Source organism: Shewanella sp. 1311, assembly GCF_059338235.1.
The window spans coordinates 987386-1010251 of the sequence record NZ_CM181686.1 but is presented as its reverse complement, the minus strand read 5'-3'; the positions used below and the strand labels follow the sequence as shown (position 1 = coordinate 1010251).

The window sequence follows — 22866 nt, the reverse complement described above, 5'->3', positions numbered from 1 at the left end:
CTTAAGCTCCTGTGTTAAATGAGAATGATTTTCCAGTTGTATTTGATAAAAATGCATTTAACTGCCATTGATACGTGAATGAGAGTATCAAGCAGCCGTCGACCTCTGCACATTCTTGGTATCCCGAATCTGGTAATTTGATCTTGTATTGTTCAAGTTTTTGCTTAAATAGCAGTAGCATGGGAACTGTTTTTTTTATCGACTCCGGGGATTTTCCGAGAGCAAGTTGAATGTTGTTTTCAAATACATCATAGCCATTGCTCATCATTGGAATGAAGATGTCATTGACTTTATCACCACCAATCTCCGCATGTACTTCGTAGATTTTACATTGCTTGTCAATTGGATTGAATTTCATCGCCGTTTGAAAAAAACCATGCTGAATTGTCAAAGCATTTTTCATACATGAAAACTGGCTTTGTGCCACTTCGTTTAGGTTTTGTGAGACGGTATACCAACCTATGCCGTCAAAGCTAGGTGGTCCGTTTGATATTTCACCTATGGTACATAGGTGAAATATCTGACTGTTATAAACGAAGTCAATTGAGACAATGTCCTGACCAAACAAGTACTCTTCAATATTTACCGAGCCATCTAAGGATACTGATGCCGCATTTGAGTAAGCTTGCTCTAAGTCTATGCTTGAATTACATAAACTCATTGCTGCGTGAGATTTTACAGTATTGGCAGGTTTTACAAAGACAGGGTAATCAATAGGATTATGAATATCGAATATTCTTGGTGCGGCAATATCATGTAGTCTGAGTGCGTGTAATAATTTTTGTTTGTGGGTGAAAACTTCACTATTATCTATATCTAGTCCAGGGAGTTTAAAATACTTAGCAATCATTGCGCAGCTAACCACTGGCTTGCCTGTTGATCTCGTTAGCACTGCGATTAATTTGATATTTTCTGCAACAATGGCATCTATGATCGGTGTCGCATCATAGGTACTGATATTGATAAACAGATCCGAAATCATCTTTCCTGGCGCTTGAGCATCGGCATCACAAGATACGACCTTAAAGCCCATTTCTTTAATTTTTAGGATCAGAGGAACTTGATTCTGCCCAGCTCCAACGCTGAGAATATATCCATCACAGCTTGACATGAGTATCCTCGATTAAACGGCTAACTAACTGACACAACTTGTTTTCCCCCTCCATTTCAAGGGAGTGCTGGCCTGCATTATTTAGACATCGCTCTCGAAACATTTGGCTTTCCGATGTAAATAGCGCTTGAATATCTTGGGTTATGGTCTCTCGTGAGCGACTAATGAGACAACATTCTGCCTTCTCTAGCGCATCCAGTTCTTGTGGTTCACAGAGTGAGTCAGTTGGCAGTAGCAGTGTAAGCGACCCAGAGGCAATCGCCTCAAACAGAGAAATGCCATAGCAGCAAATGACAATTTCTGACTTTGCCATTAGCTCGGATAAGTTTTCAGGGTTAATGACTTGGGTCCATCTTTCTTGGTTAGGCAGTTTCGGTTTGTCTGCATAGGGCCCCTGTACCCAAGTTATTTTATAAGTTGCTGGGACCTGTGTTTCTATTATTGCAGGTAACCAAGAGCCATATTGCAATGCATCACTGCCGCCAGTGGTGATCAGTATTCGCTTTTCCTTGGGCACTATTCTCTGCGGTGTGAACAGGTAATGCGACCAGCCGTATGTAGTTTTATCTGAGGCTGACAGACAAAAAAATGCAGGTACAAATATGGCATCCACTAAGAAATTGATATCAGCATCGGTTTTGTCGATGGCCAGCAGTTTAGTGTTTGCTGATTTTGCCTTGGTAAGGGCTGAATTTAAAAGAACCTTGTCTATGTAATGTGGATGAATGTCAACTATCCAGAGTGCGGTGCTATTTTCCAGCATTTTGGAAAGCGCCGATTGTTCGTTTTTGTACCATATTGCAGTACTTTGTAACCAAGGTAAGTCGGTGCGTTTGTCACCAACTATATGTAGAGTGACTCCTAACGATAAATGTTCTTGCAGTAAGTTAGCGACAAAAGCACTTCTCTTGAGATGCCCCATTCCGATATCTTTACCGACATGGCAGAGTATATGTGCCTTTTTATAGTGCGTATCTGGACGTTTTTGTTGTACGTGATTATTTAGAGCACGAAGTTCAGGATCCGCCAGAAGCTGCGACTGAACCCATTTCAAGTTCACAATAGAATCGCTAGTGTGCTCTTGGAACCAACGTTGGTATACCTTCTCCATGAAAAGGTAGTCGGCATGGGTATCGACTGAGATCCTATGCTTTATAGTCGAAAAATCATCACTGTCGGTGATGCTGAGTTTTTCTAAGACAGGTGTCAGTTTATCAGCATAGCCAACATGCTCACGAGACATGTCACTTTGACTCGCCGCTAACAGTTTCTTCCAACCCGTGAAGCTGTAAAATGCCATACCTTCGTGAATACTCATTATCCCCTCAGCAAGAATAATACTGTCTTTGATTGGATGGCGTTTTAATGCTTTGATCGCATGATCGATAAAATCTGGATCGACTAGGGGGCAATCGCCGCAGATGTAGACAATATATTGAGGTTGAAACGTATTTATGACTGCATCTAAGCGCCCCATGAGATCATTGACATCACCTTCGAAAGTAAAACAGTTTACATTTTGATCTTGCGACCAATTCACCAGTGGGCGGTTATAATCATCTGCCGTGGTAGCAAGTATGATGTCATCGATTTCCTTGCTGCTGGTTAACCTACACCATAGCCGCTCAATCATAGGCTTGCCGGCGAGGTGCAACAGATGCTTTCCTGGCAGACGGCTAGAATTTAATCGAGCACCAACTATGGCAATGGTCTTCATTTGCGGGTCTCACATTGGAGTGAACACGGACTGATACTGTATTCAAAACTTGGCAAGTAACCATCTTCCTTAAGCGTTTCATCGGCTTCAATGAGTGAAAACCATAACCTATTAAGGTAGTTGTCATTAATTTTTTGGCTAGAAATCATAGGTAATGCTGCACAGTGTGCGGGGTCCCATTTAAGTTTTACGCCAGAAGGCCCTGAACCGAAACGCACTTCTCCAGCCGTAGCGCCAAGTGCACTGGTAGCAGAGACAATTGATGATACTGGATTACCATGATTAAAATCATTTTTGGCCTGAAAGCTTTCCAAGGTATCGCTACCTAAGTGAGTTTGGTACCAGTTTCTTTGGCTGCAATCGAGTAATGTGACATACCCAAGCCGCAGTGATGCTTCAGGCCGAGTATGGTTATCAAAAGTGAAACCACAGGTTAGGTTTTCGCCACTTAATCTATACCATTTACTTAATCCACCTGAACGTAATGATTGATGACTGAGTATAAGTAAGTCATCGGCATTATTTAAAATTTGATACTCAACTTTATTGAGGTCCGTAACTCTGTCTCTATGTCTAAATCTTTCCATCAATAAGTGGTTGCTAAAAAAATCAACGCCATAGCTGATGTGGTCAAAGTAGCCATGTGAGAGTGTGCCTAAAATGGGGGTGAATCCCTGTGACACAAAACTCAACTTTTCTATGCACAATCCTCTGTTTGCGTTGAGTATTAGATGGATTTCTGGTGTTTGTATGCTGAGTTTTCGTCTTGCTTCGTCAAATTCAATTTGGACATTATCAGGGATGATATTTGTCTGCTGTGTATTTTGGCTGATTAAAGTCGATAACTTAAATATTGGCTTTTGGACTGTCAACGCCTCAAATCGTTTTTGGGTTAAATGAGTTCGCAGATCGCTGGCCCAACGTCGGCACAACTGCCGCCATTGATGATCGGTTGCAGTGGCTTTATTCAGTTTTTGGAAGTCAGCAAAACATTCACTGTTGAGTTGTAAGTCATTGCGCCCACTTAATGCCCAACGATTAATGTTATATTTTGCTTGTTTCTTTACTGAGACGGGATGTTCGGCATTAGTCAGTGTTAACGCAGGAGATGGACGCCATAATGTCATTACGTCACATGGAGGGCTCCATAAAAATTTTGCATCGCTATTTAATGTTTTAAATAGTAGGTCAATTCGTTGCCACTCTTTATCTGCTTGAACTGCTTCTGTGTTGTAACGTCCTGGGCGGTAATCGAACACTTCCGCATCACTGCCATAGAGAGGAAAAGCAAGGCATCCAGGTTGTATAACTTTATTGAGATATTGCAGATAGTCTTCGAGTAATAATTCCCCGTGTACATAGCGCTGAAACTTTTGGAAGGCGATTGCATGGTTCCAGATAACCTTAATTTCGTTACCTAATGCGGTAACTAGGGACTGGGGACGTTTCAATAAATCAGTATGCCAATTAGGATTATGCGAATAGGGGTTATCCCATTCCACAACAACAGCATCAAAGCCAACTTCAAGGTAAATATCCAGTAGCCCTGCTGAAACAGCTTGCTCATTAAGATAAGCGATTGTTGGTTTGTAACCTAGAATGCGGTTGTAGGATACTTGCCCAAGTCGAAGATTATGACGATTAACATCGGCAGGTACTAGTGGGCCTATGATCTGGCTGTCGCCACTCGCAATCAGTTCACAACGATTTTCATTCAGTAACGTTTTGAAGCACTTAATCCAATCGGGGTCTACAGATTGAATTGCTTCAAGCGTGTATGCTGTCATCTCCAATCCGAGCGGAATCCCACTTTCGATCAGTTGCAGCAAAGGCCAATAGCATCGCTGTACTACTTCAAGATGTGATTCTTTCTCTATGGATGAGAATGCCAGATTCATATGAAAAATAGCGTAAATCTTTACTGGCGTCATGCCGATATCCTATTCATACGTCACTTTGACAAGTGATAGTGCAGCTTGAGCTAGCTCAATGGCCTCATGCTTGCTGGTTGCTGTGGTAATGACAAAACCGCTTCGTTGAGTATGATTTGACAGCGGAGCTATGATGGAACCCGGAGTAATGAATATTTTGAGTAACTGAACTCCTGGTGCTGTAGAAGCAACATCATGATTGAAAATAGATTTGACTTTACCTTCAGGAAGATCCAAATAACGTATGGCTACCGCCTGTTGTTTCGAAGGTGTGACTTCTTCAACAGATAGACTTTGTCCAAGAGCGAGTTTGATGGCCTTTTCGACAAAGTTTACCCCGCACGCAAGTGGAATTTGAGTGGTTGAAAAGTAGCCACCTGAGAGACGACCAGCTATCTCGATCACCTTAGGACCTGTATCGGTAAATACCATGTCACCTTTTGCTACTCCGGAACAGATCCCCAAGGCTAACGCTGCATGCTCGACACATGAAATGACTGCAGAGCGAATACTTTCATTTGATGCTGTTGGAGCATCGCCACCATTTTCTATGATGAATGGCTTAGTGCGTTCAAGCCATTCATAGTTACGGTCAGCAAAACCTAAGGTATAACATCGGCTATTGTCTACTAGGGTTTCGGTACTAAATTGAGGACCTTCGAGATATTCTTCAAGCATCACACGGCCAGTAGGTGATTCATGATGTGCGAGTGTCCATGCTGCATCAAGTTGTGACGTCTGCTCAATGAGTTGCACTCCTCGAGCGCCTCGACTGTCTACGGGTTTTATCACCAAAGGGAAGCCAATCTCATTAGCGCATGTATGAAGTGAGGCTTTATTTGCCACGGCGCAAAAACGAGGAATAGGGATGCCCATTTTTTGGAGTTGTTGTTTCATTGCGAGCTTGTCAGCCACCCAATGGGCAGATTGTAGCGAAAGACCTGGCAGATTGAGTGCTCTTGCGACTATGGCGACGCTCATCGGCACATCTGCGCACATAGCAATGACGCCATGTATTTCGAGGCCTTTTTCTACCAGTGCTAAGGCTTGCTTTGCTATAGCTTCACCATCGTAAGTGCTTGCTTGGATAACGTGGTCTGCTTTGTCAAAACCGGGCGCTGTAGGGCTGCCATCAACAATAATGAGTCCTAGGCCCATGTCGCTAGCAAGGTTAATTCCTTCACAGGCTTCGATTCCAGCACCTATGATTAGTAGGTGCTTGCCTTGGTAGTCTTTATATTTAGCAGATATTTTTTGCATAAATGCAGATTTCCCTACCAATATTTAATGAAGCCAATGCGCGATACACTGCTCTCTTTGTTTCATTTAAACCTGCTTTGTCAAGTTGTAAGTCAAAGCGCATTCTTTTTTGATGACACGCACGTCCCAGTTGGTCATTGCCAACATAGGCATCGCCCATTAGTAAGAACATGTCCATTGGGAAAGTCGTTTCATTTAAGAAAACTTCCATACCAATGTTGTTTAGTAAATTAGCTAAGCTTTTGGGAGTGAAGTAATTGAGATGGTGCTTAGGGACTACCCACCAAGGTGAATACTCTCCTGATTTAACCAGTGCTTGTTGAAAGGGATTGTAGTCATTTGGTGCTGTGATACACATGATTCCATTAGGTTTCAAACACGTCCGAGCCAATGCTAGTAGCTCTATGGGGTTGGGGATATGTTCGAGCACCAAGCTTGCATGGATCACATCGAACTGTCCTAGTGTGGATGCAGTTGCTGGATTAAAAAAGTCATTGATTACATCAACACCCAATGAACGCGCATGTTGGCTCGCTTGGATAGAAGGTTCTATTCCAAGCACATTCCAGCCTCGTTCTTTACCGTGCTTTAGAAAGAAGCCAGGACCTGAACCTAAATCGAGTAAAGAGCGATTTTCGTCATCCAGTTGGTTTTCAAACGTATCATAGCGGTCGGAGTATTGCAGATTTAGCCATGCTTCATCTTCATGTTGCCGTTTAATGGAGAGTGGTTTTTCGACTGAATAAAACTCTTCTTTGTAAAATCGTTCCAGCGCTTCAGGTTCTGGCAGTGGAGTGACATGTTTAAAACCGCATTGAGTGCATTCAATGATGTCGAAACCGTCTTTGTTATCTATGACTGCGCCTGTATGTATTTCAGAGGTGTTCTTCATCAAGAAAGATCCTTTAGCGATTAATTGGCGGGTGTAGACGCAAAGTAATCACGCCTTTATCTCTTAGCCATTGTAAAGATTTATATATTTCTTCTTGCGAGGCAAATGAGGAGATAATTACTTTATCTCCTTGTTGCCAGTCGATTTGTGTCGGCGGCTGACACTCCCAGTTTCCTTGGGTCATGTGCCACTTTATTTGACTCGAGTCGGTTAGTCCTGCAATAGGGACTGCATTAAGCAGTGTGGTGTTTGCGAGTAACTGGCATGTATGAATGCCTGCTCCCCACAGGTAAACGTTACCAGGACCTTGAAGCAGTTTCATCGCAGAATTGACACAGCTTTGCCAATACTCGACTTCGCCGTTCCAATAGTCCGCCAGAATGGTTTTATTCTTTTCTGCAGGCTCTGTAGATATTGGAAACGAGCCTTGTTTTTTTGTTGTGGCAAGTACACCTATAACGGGAGAGAGATTGCTATTTAAATGTTTAATGATAGAAATGGGTGTGTAGTCGGCCAGAACCAATGATTTCAATAAACTGAACTCGTTATAATAATTGGTATGTTCAAAAGTAAAAAAGCCTGGGCATAGTGTATTACTATCGGTTAGTAACGGCACTTCAATGTATATAAATCCTTCATTAAGCGAGGATTGGCTTTTGTTGCATCGTTGCAATAGTTTTTGTGGTTCGTACAAGTGCTCTAAAACATGTGTCAGTAATATTAGCTCGAAACTGTCAGCAAATTGATATGTTTCGGCATTGGCATTGATGGAATGCACGCCATAACGTCGTTTAGCGATCGCAATTGCTGCTTCACTTAGCTCTATGCCCATCACTTCAGGCACACCTGCATTCTTGAATTGCGAGAGCGTAAAACCATCGGAACTACCGATTTGGAGTATGCTTTGTGGTAAGCGTGACATGCCTCTCTCAATAAAGTGCACTTGTTCGTTAACGTCTCGTATTTTAGAGGCTGAAGGAGCCTCCTCTCGACCAGGATTGGTGTACACCGCAGTGGTTCGATAATACAGATCCATCTTCTCCGGCGCTAACGCAGGGCTTTGGCAAACGCTGCCGCATTTCATACAAACTGAGTAGCCAATTTCAGTTTGCGGCAAGCCAGGGAGTAGCCATTGAGACTTAAAAATATTGTCTACTTTCCCATGGCATAGAAAACAGTTTCTGATCATCGTCTATCCTAATGTCAACTAGTTAAAGTACATGCCGCCATTAGCGTTGAGCGTTTGCCCGCAAAGATAATTGCTGTCATCGGAAGCAAGAAATAATGCGATGGCGTTTATATCGCGAGTATGGCCCAGTCGTTTGGCCGGAATTGCTGCCACTTTTTGTTTACCCAGTTCAGATGCTAACTCATTACGTGTCATTTCTGTTTCAACTAGACCTATTGATATAGCATTACAATTTATGCCATCGGCTGAATATATTTTAGCAATAGACTTAGTTAAGTTGAGTAAACCGGCTTTTGCCGCAGCATAATGAACTTGGTTAAATCCTCCCCACTGTCCACCAATAGAACTAATGTTGATGATCTTTCCCCATGTATTTGCTTGCATTGCTGGAATACAGGCTTGCGTTAGCAGGAATGGTCCACGTAAATTGGTATTGAGCATCACTTCAAAATCGTTAGCTGTGATTTCTAAGTAAGGCTTTTCTTGCGCAATAGCACCATTATTTATAAGAATATCAATCGTACGCGAAAAATGATGTTCAATTGCGTTAACACAAGTACTTATATTGTCAGGAATAGACTGATCTAGATAAAATGCATACACATTTGGACCTAGTTCCTCTGCTAACTCAGTTGCTGCATTAGCATTATGGCAATAGGTCATTGCTACTAAATAATTATTAGCGGCAAAGCTACGCACCAATTCAGCACCGATACCACGGCTCCCACCTGTTATGAGCACGAGCTTAGTCATGGTTCTTACCCCTTGGCTTTCCTTGGGCATCAAAATATGGCCACATCTTATCTGTTGCTTGTCCACCAAGTAGCATAGGTAAAATATCGTGTTGAGGATTTATCTCTACATGGAGTAAAACAGCCCCTTTGGCTTCGATGAATGCTGTGAGCGCTTGTTCTAGTTCAGTTTCTTGGGAGCAATGGATCGCTTGAATACCGTAACCTTGGGCTATGAGGGCAAAATTGGGCGAATGTTTATTGCCGCATGCAGTATCTGTTTCCCAATTCATCAGTTGAAACTGGGAAACAAGTCCTAATCTATGGTTATCGACAACAAGAATTTTAATATTAAGTCCTAATTCACTGATGACGTCTAGCTCTTGGATATTCATCTGAAACGAACCATCCCCAGCAATGCAGAGAATTGTAGACTCAGGAGCGTGAATAGCTGCACCGATAGCAGTAGGGAGGTCATACCCCATAGTGCCATGTCCTGCAGAAGTCAAAAGCTTGCGCTGCGGTAGTGCAAATCTGAAGTGCCTAGCAACCCAGTGTTGGTGTGCACCTACTCCAGTAGTGACTAAAGTACTTTCGGGTAAATTGTCACTGAGTTTTTTGAGTAGTTTATCTGGTGCAATACCTGGATATTCTGGATATGGCCAACTAAATTTGTCACGCCATTGCGTGATAGTGTTATTCCATTCAGAAAGTTCTGGAACTGATAATTTGTGTTGATTCTTTAATAAAGTATCGAAAAACTCAGTAAGTCCAGAATGAACCGCTGCATGGTGTGCTATCCGGCTGTGGGCTAATTCACCTTCATCAATATCAACTCTGAAAATTTTTGCATTTGCTGCAAAATTCGCTTTAAGCGTACCCGTTTGGCGGACATCTAATCGAGAGCCTAAAACCAGTAATAAATCGGATTCTGCAATGGCTTTACCTGCAATTTGGCTACCGGTATGACCATGAAAGCCTAAACAGCCATTATCATCAGTGGGTAGAACTCCGATACCCAAAAGACTATGACTGACAGCCGCTGGCCAATGGATTCTCAGTTTATGCAATGCTTCTACTAATGCAGGAGTCGTCATGCCATTACCGCAAATAATGACTGGCCTTTGCGAAGTATTTATTGCTTCAATTAGGGTATCAACAAATACATCAAGTTCTGCTGTATTGGTTTTCGCTAATGCAGCTGTAATCAGCTTGATTGGCTCTGTAACTGCGGTGCGTTGCACATCCATTGGTAAATCAATGGAAACGGGGCCTTTTCTGCCTTCTAAAGCAAGAGCCCATGCCTGTGGAAGGATTTCGTATAATTCCACAATATTTTTGGGTTGAAACTGTGCTTTAGTGATCGGCTTCATTAGTGCTGGGGTATCGACCTCTTGGAATCCTGATTGGCGAACAGACTTACTTCCGGTGAGATCTCCCGTACCTACTTGTCCAGTGAACACCAGCATAGGTATGCCATCAAAATAGGCATCAGCGACAGGCGTTAGCACATTCGTTACGCCAGGCCCCGATGTCACTGCAATAATACCGGGTAACTGCGTTAATTTCCCCTGAGCTAAAGCTGCGTAACCCGCTCCTTGTTCATTACGAGAAGTATAAACGGCAATACCAAATCGTTTGCATGCATCGAGGAGGGGAGCGATTGTTCCTCCTGGATAGTTATGGAGTGCATAAATACCCTGATGTGCCAAAAATTCGATAACAGCATCTGCTGCCACTGTGATGGGGGACAAACTCATTATTCTGATACTCCTAATTTCTCTCTTTGATGCCGCAATGGACGTAATCCATCAAGGGGATCCGCTCGCCATTCTCTATCTGAGGCTTCACTAGCAACAAATTGTTTTTCTGGGTTGCCATCAATCACATTGGCTAATTTTATACCTTGTATTACGGATGCTATCTGTTGTGGCAGCCAACAATGTCCTGAAGCATATTCATCGCCTTTTTCATCTAAATCTAAATGAAACTCTATGACATCGGCTCGCCATTTGTGTACAGCTCGGTTAAGTACCGCACTAGAAACAGTATGATCAGACCAGCCAACGTTAACTTTATAGCGATTTCTAAAGCTTTCTAATACCGCAAGATTGCATTCATTCTCAGGAGTTGGGTATGCCGATACGCAATGGAGCAAGGTGATGTCTTTCGCACCATTTTCTTTTAGCGTGAGTATCGCTTGATCTATCTCTTCTAAAGTAGCCATGCCAGTTGAAAGAACAACAGGTAATCCCGTTTTTGCACAGGCTACTAGTAGATCCGTCCATAACAATTCGTAGGAGGCAATCTTATAAAAATCGACATATGGAGCCAGTTCTGCAACTGCATCTAAGTAGAATGGCGTGCAAGAAAACTGAATGCCATATTCATCACAACTTTGTTTTAATTCAGGCAAAAAACTGACTGGGAGCTCCCAATCTTTGCGCTTTCGATGCGTTTCACTTTTAGCCAGAATCTCGGGAGCGAAAAGTTGCTCTATTTGGAAAAGCTGAAACTTTACGGCATCGCAACCAATGTCTGCAGCAGTTTTGATAAACTCAATACAACGCTGTAAGTCTCTATGATGGTTGCTGGAGACTTCAGCGATAAAAATAGGTGAATGTGTAGTCATAGTTACTCGCAAATGGCTCGGTATAGTCTATTAACGGCAAGTCTCTGGGAAGCTTGATGCCCTGGTACTCTGCTTTATCAGACTAGTTCTATTAGTTCATACTCTAAATAATCGGCAAGGCTTAACCAATCGTGTTGCTCTTGTGCCTGAAGCATAGAAGGCAATATTTGCTGAAAAGTCGAATTAAGGACAAGTTCTGGGCAGTTTTTTTCTATTTTATCAAGACATAACCGTAACTCTACTGAAGCCTTTGCTTCTTGACCGAGTCTAAATAAACCTGCCGTTTGCCGCAGTGAATCTTGTAGACTTAAGCTCATAATATGAGGTCCTTATACTGAGAACCGCGAATTTTAGCGCCTGATAAACTCGCTTGGTAAAACTTTACTTCTGGATGCTTGGCGATGTAGCGCTCCAAGTGTCTGAGATATGCTCTTAGGTTTAGATCCGTCGCTATCCGCTGGCCTTTGCCATTGATCAACCAGTGTTTAGCTTCCTTCACCTTCTGAATAACCGCATTAACCCATATTTGTTCTTTTATATCGTTTTGACCAAATTTGTGATCATTCCAGAACGCATGACTCTTGTTATTGCAATAACAAAAATCACACCCTAATAGGGTAATTTCTTTTGCCTTTAATTTGATCGCTAAATCAATTGCCGGATGAATGACGCTTCCACTCGTGAACAGTCTTAGTTTGGGATATCGAGAAGCGAGCTTGTCGTATATCTGACTGCCTCCATAGGCAATAAATCTTTGGCCTAACCAAGCATTAAGTACCATTGGATCAACTCGGGGAAAATAAACAAGATTGATGTCATGAGTCGAGGCTAGCGGTAAATGGTATTCACCTATCAATCCGTCAATGCAGATCACAATATCTGGTTTTATATTATTGTGAAGTAAACCACGTAATGCAGTATCGGCCGCTATGATGAGTGGCCTATGGGAACTTGAACTAATTTGTTGCAGATAATCATAATGCTCTTCTAAAGAAGGACCCGAGCCAATCACGATAGCTTTATAGCTACTATGACTATTTATTAAGCTCGCGGCATCAGGATCGTGAGTAATATAAAGTTGGTTATCCTCGAAGCGTTTTAATATTGCAGGATCATCAGACTGATGTCGTTGATTAGAGAACTCACGATTGAGTTCCATGACTAATAAGTCTCTGAGAGTCGCATTTTCATCACTGACAAGAGTGAGATCTGGCGTAATTGCAATATTAGGAAAATTTAACTTTGCGCTTGGAAGCGCAGTTAAATTAATGTTTGGATGTTTTAACCATTCGCTTTGATCTGTGTAACTGATGAGAAGGGCAAAAACGCTGAGATTTAAAATGCAAACATCAATTGAAAGATACTGTGGATTATCGATAAGTAAACTTGGTACATCTCCCATACCGACACCGTAGACGGTTACGTGAGTTGCATCTGTAGGTAATGTGCTGATAAAGAGCTGGGCTTCGGCAAGGCGGTCATGGCGGCTGCTGAGTTGAATGCCATTGACACTGATAGTTTGATTGCGACCGTTGACAAGGTGGGCATCTAATTCATTGATAGTTTGGTTTTTGACCGCAGCTGCTACGATAGGCCAACGCTTGACGATAATATTGAGATTAGACGCAAATAGCTCGGTCATTCCGTTTCTCCGGAAGATTTCTGGGAGTTTGATATCACCAAGGTCACTATCTGGTCTCTCCACAGGGACTCGAACCCCGATCGGCCGCTTAGGAGGCGGCTGCTCTATCCTGTTGAGCTATAGAGAGACGACAGTGATTATACTGGTTTTATCTCTGATTAAAAGGCTTATGATTTAGTTGCTTAAATCTTAAGCGCTATGTCGTTTATCTGCACATTGTAGGCTGCATTTTGGTCTAAAAGTACTGCTGTAGAGCTTTCTTCACTCACTTGTTCGATTTTTACCGTGGCTCGGCTTTTGGTTGCGACGGCGCGCATTTCATTGAGTCGATCGGGTAGGTTTTGCTGTAATACGACTTGGAATTTATCCCCGACACGAATGCCATGTTTACGGCCGAGATTTAAAATGATCCTGTCCGCTTGGCGGCTCACGACTTGGCCGAGTAAGGGTCTGCAATTGAGTGTGCTGTCTAAATCATGGGTAGCCTGTTGCATTAACTTAGTAATATTTTTGCCATAGGATGATCGCCAGAATCTGTCCGTATTCGGGGCAATAATGGCTTGTTCTTCAAATTCCCATGGCGCCGATGTGCTGTAGCTTTTACTCCAAACTTCTTCGCCACTGATCCCATGATAGAGGCTAAGTTTGAACTGGAATTGCCTGAGTGGAGCTTCATCCCAAAATCCTAGGAAGGTTGCCTGCACTGGCTCCATTGAGATATCCATAATTTGTGGTTGGAGGATATATTGGCTGTCGGTAATTTCACTAAGCCAGCTTGGGAGTCGATAACCGCGAATATCCACTAGATCTTGTTTAATGTCGAGCAGCTCTTTAGCGTGAGTGTGGCTAAAACCTGTGGAAGAGTAATCTTCTATAACACTGCCTAGTTTTTCGGAAATAACTTCTTCAAAACCGGAAAGCTGTCCGTATCTGAGCTGAGTACGATCTTTGATTTGTGCTTGAGGAATTAAAATCGCGGCCTTTAATTGTCCATTTGGACACTGCTGCGTAGGATCATCATTTAGATCGAGTCGTAAGGACACATAAATTTTGTTTCCCTGGATTCGTTCGCTAACGAGTTGGATGCTGATGGCTTGGGCGTTGCGATTTATCGCGAAGTTATTCTGTGTAAGGTTTCCGTTAGAGGTTTGTTGTTCACTGGAGATTTGAATGCCCGTGCTTAATGTCGCGTAGCTAACGGCTTGATTAATCGCTTCTTCCCTTGCTTGAGCCGTATTACCATTGATAATAGTCGCTTCACCACTGGCTTCCATCCATTCGGCTCGAATAGGTAAAGACAGCAGTGCAAGGCTCAAAATGATGAGCGAAGCTGAACGTGGTATGTGCATCAATACAATCCTTATCGCTAAGCTATTGGCGAGCTTGCTAATCGAGCCAGTTTCCTGACACTTAACCTAATATACCGACAAAGCAAATTTCATGCCTGACTAACGAGAGTTTTCGATAAAGTTTCCATTGGCGCAGTCGATATACAGCGTATGAGCATAATATTGTCGGGCTGGAGCAATTTTGGTCCGAAGATTGCTGGCTTTTGTTACTCACAAAAATGAGACGCATAGAGTGTGAGTTATTTAATTGCCAGTACACCCACAGATGAGGTAAATCCAATGCTAAAGCGTGTGATTATTCCCTTAACATTACTGATGTTAGGTGGATGTGTGGCTAAATCGGTTACACCGCCCAAGCCGAGTTTAGTGGATGGCAATGGGTTGCCGCCAACGGCAGTGATCAACCATTTAGCACAGCGAATTGTGACAGAGCTCGTTAAGCAAAATGATGCTCTGCGCTCTGATCAGCCAATTGTCGTCGCCACCCCTGTATTAGTGGGTGACATGAATGGCACAAATGCGTTGGCGCAGCAGTTACAGCAAGGATTAATGACGTCGCTCCATAGCTTTCAGTTTAATGTGGTTGATTTAAATTTAGCAGATGGCTTGAGAGTGACGGCTAATGGGGATTTTATTTTGACGCGAGATTGGCAACAATTGTCGAAAAATCTTCCCGTTGAGCATCTTGTCGTTTCGACTATGAGCCCAGTTACCAATGGTATGGCGATCAATACTCGGATTGTGAACATAAGTAACAATCGTGTGGTATCGGCCTCTCAAACTTTTGTGACTCAAAAAGAGTTGGCAAACTACATGCAGCCTTCGGAGCAAATTGTGTCACAAAATGGCATCTTATATCGTCAGGCGAGTCCAGGCATGAATGAAGTGCGTGTTTTAGGAGACGGAAAATGAAACGCTACCTTTTAGTTATTGCGGCGCTAATGCTAACTGGCTGCGCTGCTAAAGATAGATATGTGCAATGGGAAGATGTGCCGCCGCCGAGTTTTCCTAAGTTAACGGCCATAGGATATGCGCCCTTAGCGACTCAACCGGCTAAAGAGCAATCACAAAGAGTGTTGATGGCCATGCAAGCATCAAAAATTGTGGCCTATCGTGAATTAGCAGAACAAGTTTATGGGCAGAAAATAACGGCAAACAGCAGTGTCAGTGATTGGATGTTGACGGACGATAATGTTAAAGCGTCGGTTTCTGGCGTGATCCGTGGGGCGCGGGTCGTTAAGAGTTATCCGGCAGGCGATCATTATGTCACTGAGTTAGAACTGGATTTTTCACAGGTATGGGCGCTGTATCAACAACAGAGTCGTCCACAGCGAGTGAAAGAAGTCACGTATTTCTAGTCATTTCTACATGACTCTATTGAGCCGCGTACTATGCGAGTAGTTATGCGGCTTTTCTTTTCCTGCACAAGTATCAAAGTCTAATCTTTAATCAGAGCAGAGCTTAGAAGCGGGAAATACAGAGTGGGAATTGATGCGCCTGTTAGGCCTTTAAATCATTACCTAAACTTGAGATAGTTGAGGTCTTGCCTTTATCGTTATACGTAAGGCTGGAGGCGTTTCTGCTGGCTTGTAAAGCTTGAGCGAAGCGATTGAGACTGGCTAAATTCATCTCAATTAAACTGGCATTTTGATCGTTCAGTTCTTTGCATTCAGTTAATGCGTCTTTGACAACGGCCATTTTATGCACGAGTTCACTTTGCTGAGTGAGTTGAGACTTATCAGTGTGGTTTGCCAGAATATCGTCATTAGTCTTGAGTTCTTTTAGACATTGTGATTTTTCGTTAGCAAGAGAAAGCAGTAAATCGGCGTTTTGGTCAACCAAAGCGCCTTTTTCCTTGAGTATTATTTGCTTAAGAACAGCCAAATGGGCGTGTTGTAGATCTACCAGTTTAGCTATTTCAGTCATAGTTACTCTTTATTCAAGTCATTAAGTTCGGCTTCAAAACTTGCAATATTGGCAGCCAACTTTTCAGGGTCAATTTTATAGCGGCCTTCGGCGATAGCCTGTTTAATTTCGGCCACTTTCTTTTGATCAACTTCAGGAAGGCTCGCCATTTTAGTCTGAGCTCCTTGAAGTTGTTGTGCTTGCGCTGTAATCACCACTGAGTCGCTTCTTTGTGGTGTTGTCGATTTTGTGGCAACTTGAGCAGATTGATCGCTGCTAGTTTTAGTTGCACCTGAACGAACTTGTGTGGTCGTTGCAGTGTTGAGTTTGCTAATATCAATTGCCATTTTCGGCTCCAGCGTCGTGTGTACGGGATTTCTTAACTGGGGTATCGGCAGCTTATAAAAAAGCTTTAGAATATTTTACATTCTTACTTCAACTTCGCCAATGCCCGTGACTATAGCATCTAGTTCTTTGTTTGAACTGCTATTTTTGACTCTGATCCGATCGCCTTTATTGCCATCTTGTAGGGCTTCGCCCGCAGTTTTAAGTTCGAATGAGTTAGAACGAACATAAATAGATACCGAGTCGTTTTTACACACAAAGCATAAGTTATTGCTCAATATAGGATAATCCTTCGAGACGCGTCGTTTGACTCGCACACCAGCTAATTTACTTGGGTCATCAAATTCAGCGCCTCGTAAACTATTTTGCTCAATGTAACGGATTTCAACTTGGCTAGGGGAGATGAGTTCGCCAGGCGCTAAGGTTTCAGTTGTGACAACAACGGGGAATAAAATATCCACTCTAACCGACATATAAATCTGCCAAGGGTAAGCGAGCTCTTGCGTATTGCAGCTGACTTTTAGGGTGTTATTACGGCTAATTTCCCTGTCACTAGCCAATTCAACCTGAATTGGCGACGAACATTGTGACGGCAGCATTCTTGCGTCAACTATTTGCGGCGAAATATCGACTTTGGCATTCGCTGGCACGGATATCTTTTCTGAAATAAGCGCTTTAGCTAATTCTGAGATGGCCGATACGGTGGGAACAATAGGCTCTGCACTCGCAAAAACGGGCATGAAGAGGGCGAAAACACTAAAAAAACAGACTAAATTTACTTTCATAATGAAGAGACTAGCTTGTAACGCCAGAATGCACCTATACTTTTATCAAGTTCGAAGCTGACCACTGTAATAATAATTTGCATTACTGTCAGAAGATTGACTCAGTTTCGACTATGTTTATCGATAGATAAGACGTAAGCAATTAATATGCCTATACTCAAACGAGTCATAGGGCCGTACATAAACAGAACAACAAGGCAGAGTTATGTCGAGTATTCTTGATTCAGTCAACAAACGAACCCAGCTCGTTGGCCAAAACCGTTTAGAATTGCTGCTTTTTAAATTAAACGGTCGTCAACGGTTTGGGATTAACGTGTTTAAGGTGAAAGAAGTACTGCAGTGCCCGCCACTGACAACTTTGCCTAAACTTAATCCTTATGTTAAAGGTGTCGCGCATATTCGCGGTACGACTATTTCAGTTATTGATCTGAGTGCGGCAACAGGTGGTAGACCTTTAGCGAGTACTGAAAACTGTTTCATCATTATTTCTGAATATAACCGCAGCGTTCAAGGTTTCTTGGTCAGTTCTGTTGAGCGGATTATAAACATGAATTGGGAAGCGATTATGCCTCCGCCTCAAGGTGCTGGTCGTTATTCTTATCTGACGGCAGTAACTGAGATAGAAGGTGAATTGGTTGAAATTCTCGACGTAGAAAAAATCTTAGATGAGATTTCACCGGTTAAAACTGCCATCAGTGAAGAAGCCAATGAAAAGCTGACCCTCGACAGAACCCAGCATTACCATATTATGGTTATCGATGATTCTGCCGTGGCGCGTAAGCAAATTATTCGTTCACTCGAGTCATTGAACTTACAAATTGATACCGCAAAAGATGGTCGAGAAGCATTAGATAAGCTTAAAGAAATCGCCAAAGAAATGGACAATGTTGCCGATGAAATCCCTCTCATTATCTCAGACATTGAGATGCCTGAAATGGATGGTTATACCCTGACCGCTGAGATCCGAGATGATCCTAAGCTCAAGCATATTAAAGTGGTACTGCACACATCGTTAAGTGGTGTATTCAATCAGGCAATGGTTCAAAAAGTGGGGGCCAATGACTTTATCGCTAAGTTTAATCCCGACGAACTGGCTGCTGCCGTGAATAAACACTTAAGTTTGTAAGTGCAGTAGTTAGTACCTAGATACGCTTTACGCTATAATCTCGACTTTATAACATGATGGTTTCGCACTGATTTTGGTGCTTGCTATAGGATTTAGGATGTGAATGTGCCAAATAAATCACTCGCTGAAGCTGAATATAATCAATTTAGGTTGTTCTTAGAGCAACACAGCGGCATCGTACTGGGTGAAAATAAGCAATATCTGGTGCGCAGTCGTCTTGCTCCTCTGATGGGGAAATATAACCTGCCATCCTTATCCGATGTGGTTAAGCATTCGATGAAGCCTACGGAACGTGCGCTTCGGGCTGAAGTGATCGATGCTATGACGACCAATGAAACCCTTTGGTTCCGTGATCGTTATCCATTTGAGTTATTGCATAACGTTTTGTTACCTGAGTACAGTCGTTTAGGTCGTCCACTTAAGATTTGGTCGGCAGCGTGTTCGTCCGGGCAAGAACCCTATTCATTGGCGATGACGATTCTTGAGTATCAACAGAAGAAGCCTGGTGCGCTTGCGGGTAGTGCGTCAATTCAAGCCACGGATTTGTCGCCTTCCATGTTGGAACGTTGCAAAAATGCTGAGTACGATAGCTTGGCATTAGCGCGCGGTTTATCCGAGGAGCGTAAGCGTCAGTTTTTTGATGCTTTGCCTTCAGGCAATATGAAGTTAAAGGATAATGTTAAGCGTTTGGTGAACTTTAGGGCACATAATCTGCTTGAAAGTTATAGCTTACTTGGTAAGTTCGACATTATTTTTTGCCGCAATGTGCTGATTTATTTTGCGCCTGAGGCAAAGGCAAAAATTTTGCGGCAATTCGCTGCCGCTCTTAATCCAAAAGGGATTTTATTTCTCGGTGCATCAGAATCTATTGCTGGTTTAACGGATGAGTTTGACATGGTCCGTTGTAACCCTGGGATTTATTACCAGAAAAAGACTTAAGTCTGCTGCTTTAAAGAAAATTACCGACATTTGTCGGTAATTTTTTACCCATCACTTGCTCATCCCTATTGTTATTCTCATTATTCTCCTATGTTGGCACATGAATTGCTTTATTTCCGTGAGTGACACGAGGAGGCAATTTTATGGCGATCAATTTTGATAATGCACTGGGTGTGCATCAGTACACTCTCGGTATTAGAGCGCAGCGAGCTGAAGTCATTTCGAGCAATATCGCTAACGCCGATACGCCACATTATAAAGCCCGTGATGTAGATTTTTCTGCGGCAATGCAGGCCGCCCGTGGCCAACAACAGCAGCGTAATAGTCTTGAAATGCAAGAGACAGACAAGCATTTTGGTCTTGCTGAGTTGACTGGTCAATTTGTTAAGTTCCGCGTGCCAAATCAACCCGATACTGGTGATGGTAATACTGTTGATATCCAACAGGAACAATCGGCATTTATGCAAAATGCCCTTGAATATCAAATGTCGCTTGGTTTTTTAGACAGTAAGTTTAGTGGCATGAAGAAAGCGCTGAGAGGGGATTAATCATGAGTTTATTTAGCATATTTGATGTTGCTGGCTCAGGAATGTCGGCTCAATCGGTCAGGTTGAACACCACTGCGAGTAATATAGCTAACGCTGATTCCGTCTCGAGTAGCGTAGATAAGACCTATCGTTCCCGTCATCCTATTTTTGAAGCTGAAATGGCCAAAGCCCAAAGTCAGCAACAAGCCTCTCAAGGTGTTGCGGTAAAAGGTATTGTTGAAAGTGATCGACCACTACTAAAAGAATACTCGCCCGATCATCCAATGGCGGATGCGGACGGCTTTATTTATAAACCGAATGTTAATGTCATGGAAGAAATGGCAGATATGATTTCTGCTTCGCGCTCATATCAAATGAATGTTCAGGTCGCTGAAGCAGCTAAGTCTATGCTGCAACAAACACTTGGGATGGGTAAATAACATGTGTTACTTAGGAGGTAAGCTGTGAGCCTCATTAATCAAATTAACCAAGCATCGGCGCAGACGGCTCAAAATAAGAGTCAGTCAAATGCTGTTACGACCAATTCATCAACCAGCTCAACGGGCAATCCGTTTCTTGATGGCATACGTCTGCCAAAAGATTCGATTGTACCGGAAGCGAAAAGCCAACAGTTAACCCAAGATGATTTTTTCTCGTTATTAAGCCAACAGTTATCGATGCAGGACCCTTTTAAGCCTGTTGACAACGATCAAATGATTGCGCAGATGGCATCATTTTCGACGGTTGATGGTATCGGCAAGTTAAATGATGAAATTGTTAACTTAAACAGTGTCATGACGTCGAGCCAAGCACTGCAGGCATCGGGACTCGTTGGTCGTAAGGTATTGATCCCAACCGATACAGGCAATATTTCAGCAGAAAGCCCAACGATGAAAGGTGTGGTCAGTACCCCTGATAAAATTCCAGAGATTACTGTGCGTATCGAAGATGAGAAGGGCCAAGTTGTCACAACCTTTAAAGTCGATGGTAGCGATGGTGGTAACGTCGATGTGAACTGGGATGGTTTAGATAAGAATGGCCTGCCAGTGGTCGCAGGTAACTATACGATTAAGGCGAGTGGTTTAGTGGATGGGAAATCCCAAGAGCTGCCCGTTTCAACCTATGCTCATGTGAGTAGCGTTTCTTTAGGGACGGCCAGTACCGGCGCCATTCTTAACTTGAGAGGCGGTATGGGGATCAAGTTAACCGACGTGTTAGCTGTGTCTGAAACTTAAGTTTATACAAAATAATTTTGTAGAATCCGAATTGGGCGTTTGTTGTCCGCAATTGAATTGAGTCAAAAGTAGAGGTGAATTATGTCGTTTAACATTGCATTGAGTGGCATTTCTGCCGCACAGAAAGATTTAAACACCACGGCGAACAACATTGCGAATGCGAATACCATTGGCTTTAAAGAATCGCGTGCTGAATTTGCGGATGTTTACGCTAATTCTATTTTTTCAAATTCCAAGACAGCTGTCGGTGGTGGTGTCGCAACGAGTCAGGTCGCCCAGCAATTCCATCAAGGCAGCTTACAGCTGACAAGTAACTCCCTTGATATGGCAATTAAAGGCGGTGGCTTCTTTGTCACTGCCTCTGAGATCGGCAGTCTTGACCATTCGTTTACTCGTGCAGGGGCATTTAAAGTCGATTCAAATAACTACATGGTTGATTCTGCTGGTAATTTTTTGCAGACGTTCCCTGTGGATAAAGATGGTAACTCGACATCGGTAAGTTTGACTACAGCTAAACCAGTGCAAATCCCTGATACTGCAGGTAGCCCAATAAAAACTGAAAATGTCAGTTTACAAATGAATCTAAATGCTAAGGAAAGTACCCTTGACCCTGCTGCATTCGATCCTCTAGACCCTAAGACATACAATAACGTTACCTCAATGACTATGTATGACTCACTCGGTGAGCCACACATCATGACAACCTATTTTGTTAAGCCTAATGATGCCTCTTATAATGGAGAGAGCAATTGGGTGGCCTATTACGCTATTGATGGTAAACAAGTCGATTTAGATGGTGCTGCAGGTACTTATCAAACGGATACTACGGGCGATGGTAATCCTGACTCTACCAGTACAGCGCAAACAACCGGCGGTTGGAAGGGCTCTGTACTCAAGTTCAATTCTGTTGGTGTCTATACCGGTAGTGATCCAGCGGTCGTTAAGACTGAGACTTTAGGTGTGGGTGGTGCAGGCGTTTTAGGTGCTGGAGCTGATGGCACTCAAGATTTAACAATCAAGTTTAATGCGCCAACTCAATATGCTGCTCCTTTTGCGGCAACAGAGTTAACACAAGACGGTACTACTGTTGGTCGTTTAACTAACGTTGAAATTGGTGCTGATGGTTTAATTACTGCAAGTTACTCGAACGGTTCAAGTGTGCCTTTAGCACGAGTTGCCTTGGTTCGATTTGCTAACGAACAAGGTTTAACACAGGTGGGTAATACGTCGTGGAAAGCCAGTTTGAATTCTGGCCCTGCTCTTGCTGGTGAGGCAAACAGTGGTACTTTTGGTAGCATCAGTTCATCGGCGTTAGAGCAATCGAACATCGATTTGACCACTGAACTGGTTGATTTAATTTCTGCGCAGCGTAATTTCCAAGCAAACTCTCGTACCCTTGAAGTGAACAACACGCTGCAACAAACCGTATTACAAATCCGCTAATCATTACATTGTATGACTAAGTGTTGCCGCCAGTGGCAACACTTAGCCTTTATCTAGCTGTCAATTCACTTCATTTTCCTATTCTTCAATTCTATCAGTAAATTAAA

At 42.9% G+C, this 22866-nt stretch carries 23 protein-coding genes and 1 tRNA gene; 8 read left to right on the top strand and 16 right to left on the bottom strand.

The genetic code is table 11. The features are described from left to right. Position 1: 1 nt before the first annotated feature. From AC5YB3_RS04555 to AC5YB3_RS04495, 13 genes are all read right to left on the bottom strand, one after another. Positions 2-1111: an ATP-grasp domain-containing protein gene (locus tag AC5YB3_RS04555; RefSeq protein ID WP_347098611.1), complete on the bottom strand. Its 1110-nt coding sequence runs from the start codon at positions 1109-1111 to the stop codon at positions 2-4. After that, positions 1098-2828, bottom strand: a complete 1731-nt coding sequence (locus AC5YB3_RS04550) for a cytidylyltransferase domain-containing protein (RefSeq protein ID WP_432357865.1) — start codon at positions 2826-2828, stop codon at positions 1098-1100. The genes AC5YB3_RS04555 and AC5YB3_RS04550 overlap by 14 nt, the downstream gene beginning before the upstream one ends. Continuing rightward, positions 2825-4759, bottom strand: coding sequence for a glycoside hydrolase (locus AC5YB3_RS04545; RefSeq protein ID WP_347098608.1), 1935 nt, complete (start codon positions 4757-4759; stop codon positions 2825-2827). The genes AC5YB3_RS04550 and AC5YB3_RS04545 overlap by 4 nt, the downstream gene beginning before the upstream one ends. A 9-nt stretch (positions 4760-4768) precedes the next feature. Beyond that, a complete protein-coding gene (locus tag AC5YB3_RS04540; RefSeq protein WP_347098607.1) occupies positions 4769-6019 on the bottom strand; it encodes an ATP-grasp domain-containing protein in 1251 nt (416 codons plus the stop codon). Then, entirely contained in the window at positions 6000-6911 is a 912-nt protein-coding gene (locus AC5YB3_RS04535; RefSeq protein WP_071939702.1) for a class I SAM-dependent methyltransferase, read from the bottom strand. Before AC5YB3_RS04535 ends, AC5YB3_RS04540 begins: the two co-directional genes overlap by 20 nt. A 13-nt stretch (positions 6912-6924) precedes the next feature. After that, positions 6925-8100 (bottom strand): class I SAM-dependent methyltransferase, encoded by a 1176-nt coding sequence (locus AC5YB3_RS04530; RefSeq protein WP_347098606.1) that lies wholly within the window; start codon positions 8098-8100, stop codon positions 6925-6927. Between the two features lie 18 nt (positions 8101-8118). Continuing rightward, positions 8119-8853, bottom strand: coding sequence for an SDR family NAD(P)-dependent oxidoreductase (locus tag AC5YB3_RS04525; RefSeq protein ID WP_347098604.1), 735 nt, complete (start codon positions 8851-8853; stop codon positions 8119-8121). Beyond that, positions 8846-10591 (bottom strand): thiamine pyrophosphate-binding protein, encoded by a 1746-nt coding sequence (locus tag AC5YB3_RS04520; protein ID WP_494526653.1) that lies wholly within the window; start codon positions 10589-10591, stop codon positions 8846-8848. Before AC5YB3_RS04520 ends, AC5YB3_RS04525 begins: the two co-directional genes overlap by 8 nt. Further along, positions 10591-11463 (bottom strand): N-acetylneuraminate synthase family protein, encoded by an 873-nt coding sequence (locus AC5YB3_RS04515; RefSeq protein WP_494526652.1) that lies wholly within the window; start codon positions 11461-11463, stop codon positions 10591-10593. The genes AC5YB3_RS04520 and AC5YB3_RS04515 overlap by 1 nt, the downstream gene beginning before the upstream one ends. 77 nt (positions 11464-11540) lie before the next feature. Beyond that, positions 11541-11780: a hypothetical protein gene (locus tag AC5YB3_RS04510; protein WP_006082449.1), complete on the bottom strand. Its 240-nt coding sequence runs from the start codon at positions 11778-11780 to the stop codon at positions 11541-11543. Beyond that, positions 11777-13105 (bottom strand): motility associated factor glycosyltransferase family protein, encoded by a 1329-nt coding sequence (locus AC5YB3_RS04505; RefSeq protein ID WP_347098598.1) that lies wholly within the window; start codon positions 13103-13105, stop codon positions 11777-11779. Before AC5YB3_RS04505 ends, AC5YB3_RS04510 begins: the two co-directional genes overlap by 4 nt. Before the next feature lie 51 nt (positions 13106-13156). Beyond that, positions 13157-13232 (bottom strand) — tRNA-Arg (locus tag AC5YB3_RS04500). A gap of 55 nt (positions 13233-13287) precedes the next feature. After that, on the bottom strand, positions 13288-14454 hold the full coding sequence (locus tag AC5YB3_RS04495; protein ID WP_006082437.1) for a flagellar assembly protein FlgT: 1167 nt from the start codon (positions 14452-14454) through the stop codon (positions 13288-13290). 279 nt (positions 14455-14733) lie between these two features. Here AC5YB3_RS04495 and AC5YB3_RS04490 point away from each other — a divergent pair, with 279 nt between their 5' ends. Together AC5YB3_RS04490 and AC5YB3_RS04485 are read left to right on the top strand one after the other, a co-directional pair. Beyond that, complete coding sequence (locus AC5YB3_RS04490) at positions 14734-15366, top strand: FlgO family outer membrane protein (protein ID WP_006085650.1); 633 nt, start codon at positions 14734-14736, stop codon at positions 15364-15366. After that, a complete protein-coding gene (locus AC5YB3_RS04485; RefSeq protein WP_006085649.1) occupies positions 15363-15812 on the top strand; it encodes an LPP20 family lipoprotein in 450 nt (149 codons plus the stop codon). Before AC5YB3_RS04490 ends, AC5YB3_RS04485 begins: the two co-directional genes overlap by 4 nt. 142 nt (positions 15813-15954) lie before the next feature. On the opposite strand, the gene AC5YB3_RS04480 is transcribed toward AC5YB3_RS04485, so the two are convergent. The 3 genes from AC5YB3_RS04480 to flgA all read right to left on the bottom strand — a co-directional run bounded on the left by AC5YB3_RS04480 (position 15955) and on the right by flgA (position 17489). Next, positions 15955-16380: a flagella synthesis protein FlgN gene (locus AC5YB3_RS04480; RefSeq protein WP_006082434.1), complete on the bottom strand. Its 426-nt coding sequence runs from the start codon at positions 16378-16380 to the stop codon at positions 15955-15957. Positions 16381-16382: 2 nt separating this feature from the next. Continuing rightward, a complete protein-coding gene (flgM, locus tag AC5YB3_RS04475) occupies positions 16383-16706 on the bottom strand; it encodes a flagellar biosynthesis anti-sigma factor FlgM (protein WP_006082433.1) in 324 nt (107 codons plus the stop codon). A 75-nt stretch (positions 16707-16781) separates the two neighbouring features. Beyond that, entirely contained in the window at positions 16782-17489 is a 708-nt protein-coding gene (gene flgA / locus AC5YB3_RS04470) for a flagellar basal body P-ring formation chaperone FlgA (protein ID WP_494526651.1), read from the bottom strand. A gap of 205 nt (positions 17490-17694) precedes the next feature. Between flgA and AC5YB3_RS04465 the strand changes: the two genes are divergently transcribed. The 6 genes from AC5YB3_RS04465 (at position 17695) to flgE (ending at position 22759) form a co-directional block, all read left to right on the top strand. Then, the gene (locus AC5YB3_RS04465; protein ID WP_006082431.1) at positions 17695-18615 is read left to right on the top strand and encodes a chemotaxis protein CheV; all 921 of its coding nucleotides are present in this window, start codon (positions 17695-17697) and stop codon (positions 18613-18615) included. 99 nt (positions 18616-18714) lie between these two features. Further along, entirely contained in the window at positions 18715-19554 is an 840-nt protein-coding gene (locus AC5YB3_RS04460; protein ID WP_006082430.1) for a CheR family methyltransferase, read from the top strand. 143 nt (positions 19555-19697) lie between these two features. Further along, a complete protein-coding gene (flgB, locus tag AC5YB3_RS04455; RefSeq protein WP_011847319.1) occupies positions 19698-20102 on the top strand; it encodes a flagellar basal body rod protein FlgB in 405 nt (134 codons plus the stop codon). Between the two features lie 2 nt (positions 20103-20104). Further along, positions 20105-20521 (top strand): flagellar basal body rod protein FlgC, encoded by a 417-nt coding sequence (gene flgC / locus AC5YB3_RS04450; protein WP_006082428.1) that lies wholly within the window; start codon positions 20105-20107, stop codon positions 20519-20521. 24 nt (positions 20522-20545) lie between these two features. Further along, positions 20546-21316, top strand: a complete 771-nt coding sequence (flgD, locus tag AC5YB3_RS04445) for a flagellar hook assembly protein FlgD (RefSeq protein WP_012587210.1) — start codon at positions 20546-20548, stop codon at positions 21314-21316. An 81-nt stretch (positions 21317-21397) separates the two neighbouring features. Beyond that, positions 21398-22759 carry a flagellar hook protein FlgE gene (gene flgE / locus AC5YB3_RS04440; RefSeq protein ID WP_006085644.1) on the top strand — a complete coding sequence of 454 codons (1362 nt, stop codon included), beginning with the start codon at positions 21398-21400 and terminating at the stop codon, positions 22757-22759. The last annotated feature ends 107 nt before the right edge of the window (positions 22760-22866 follow it).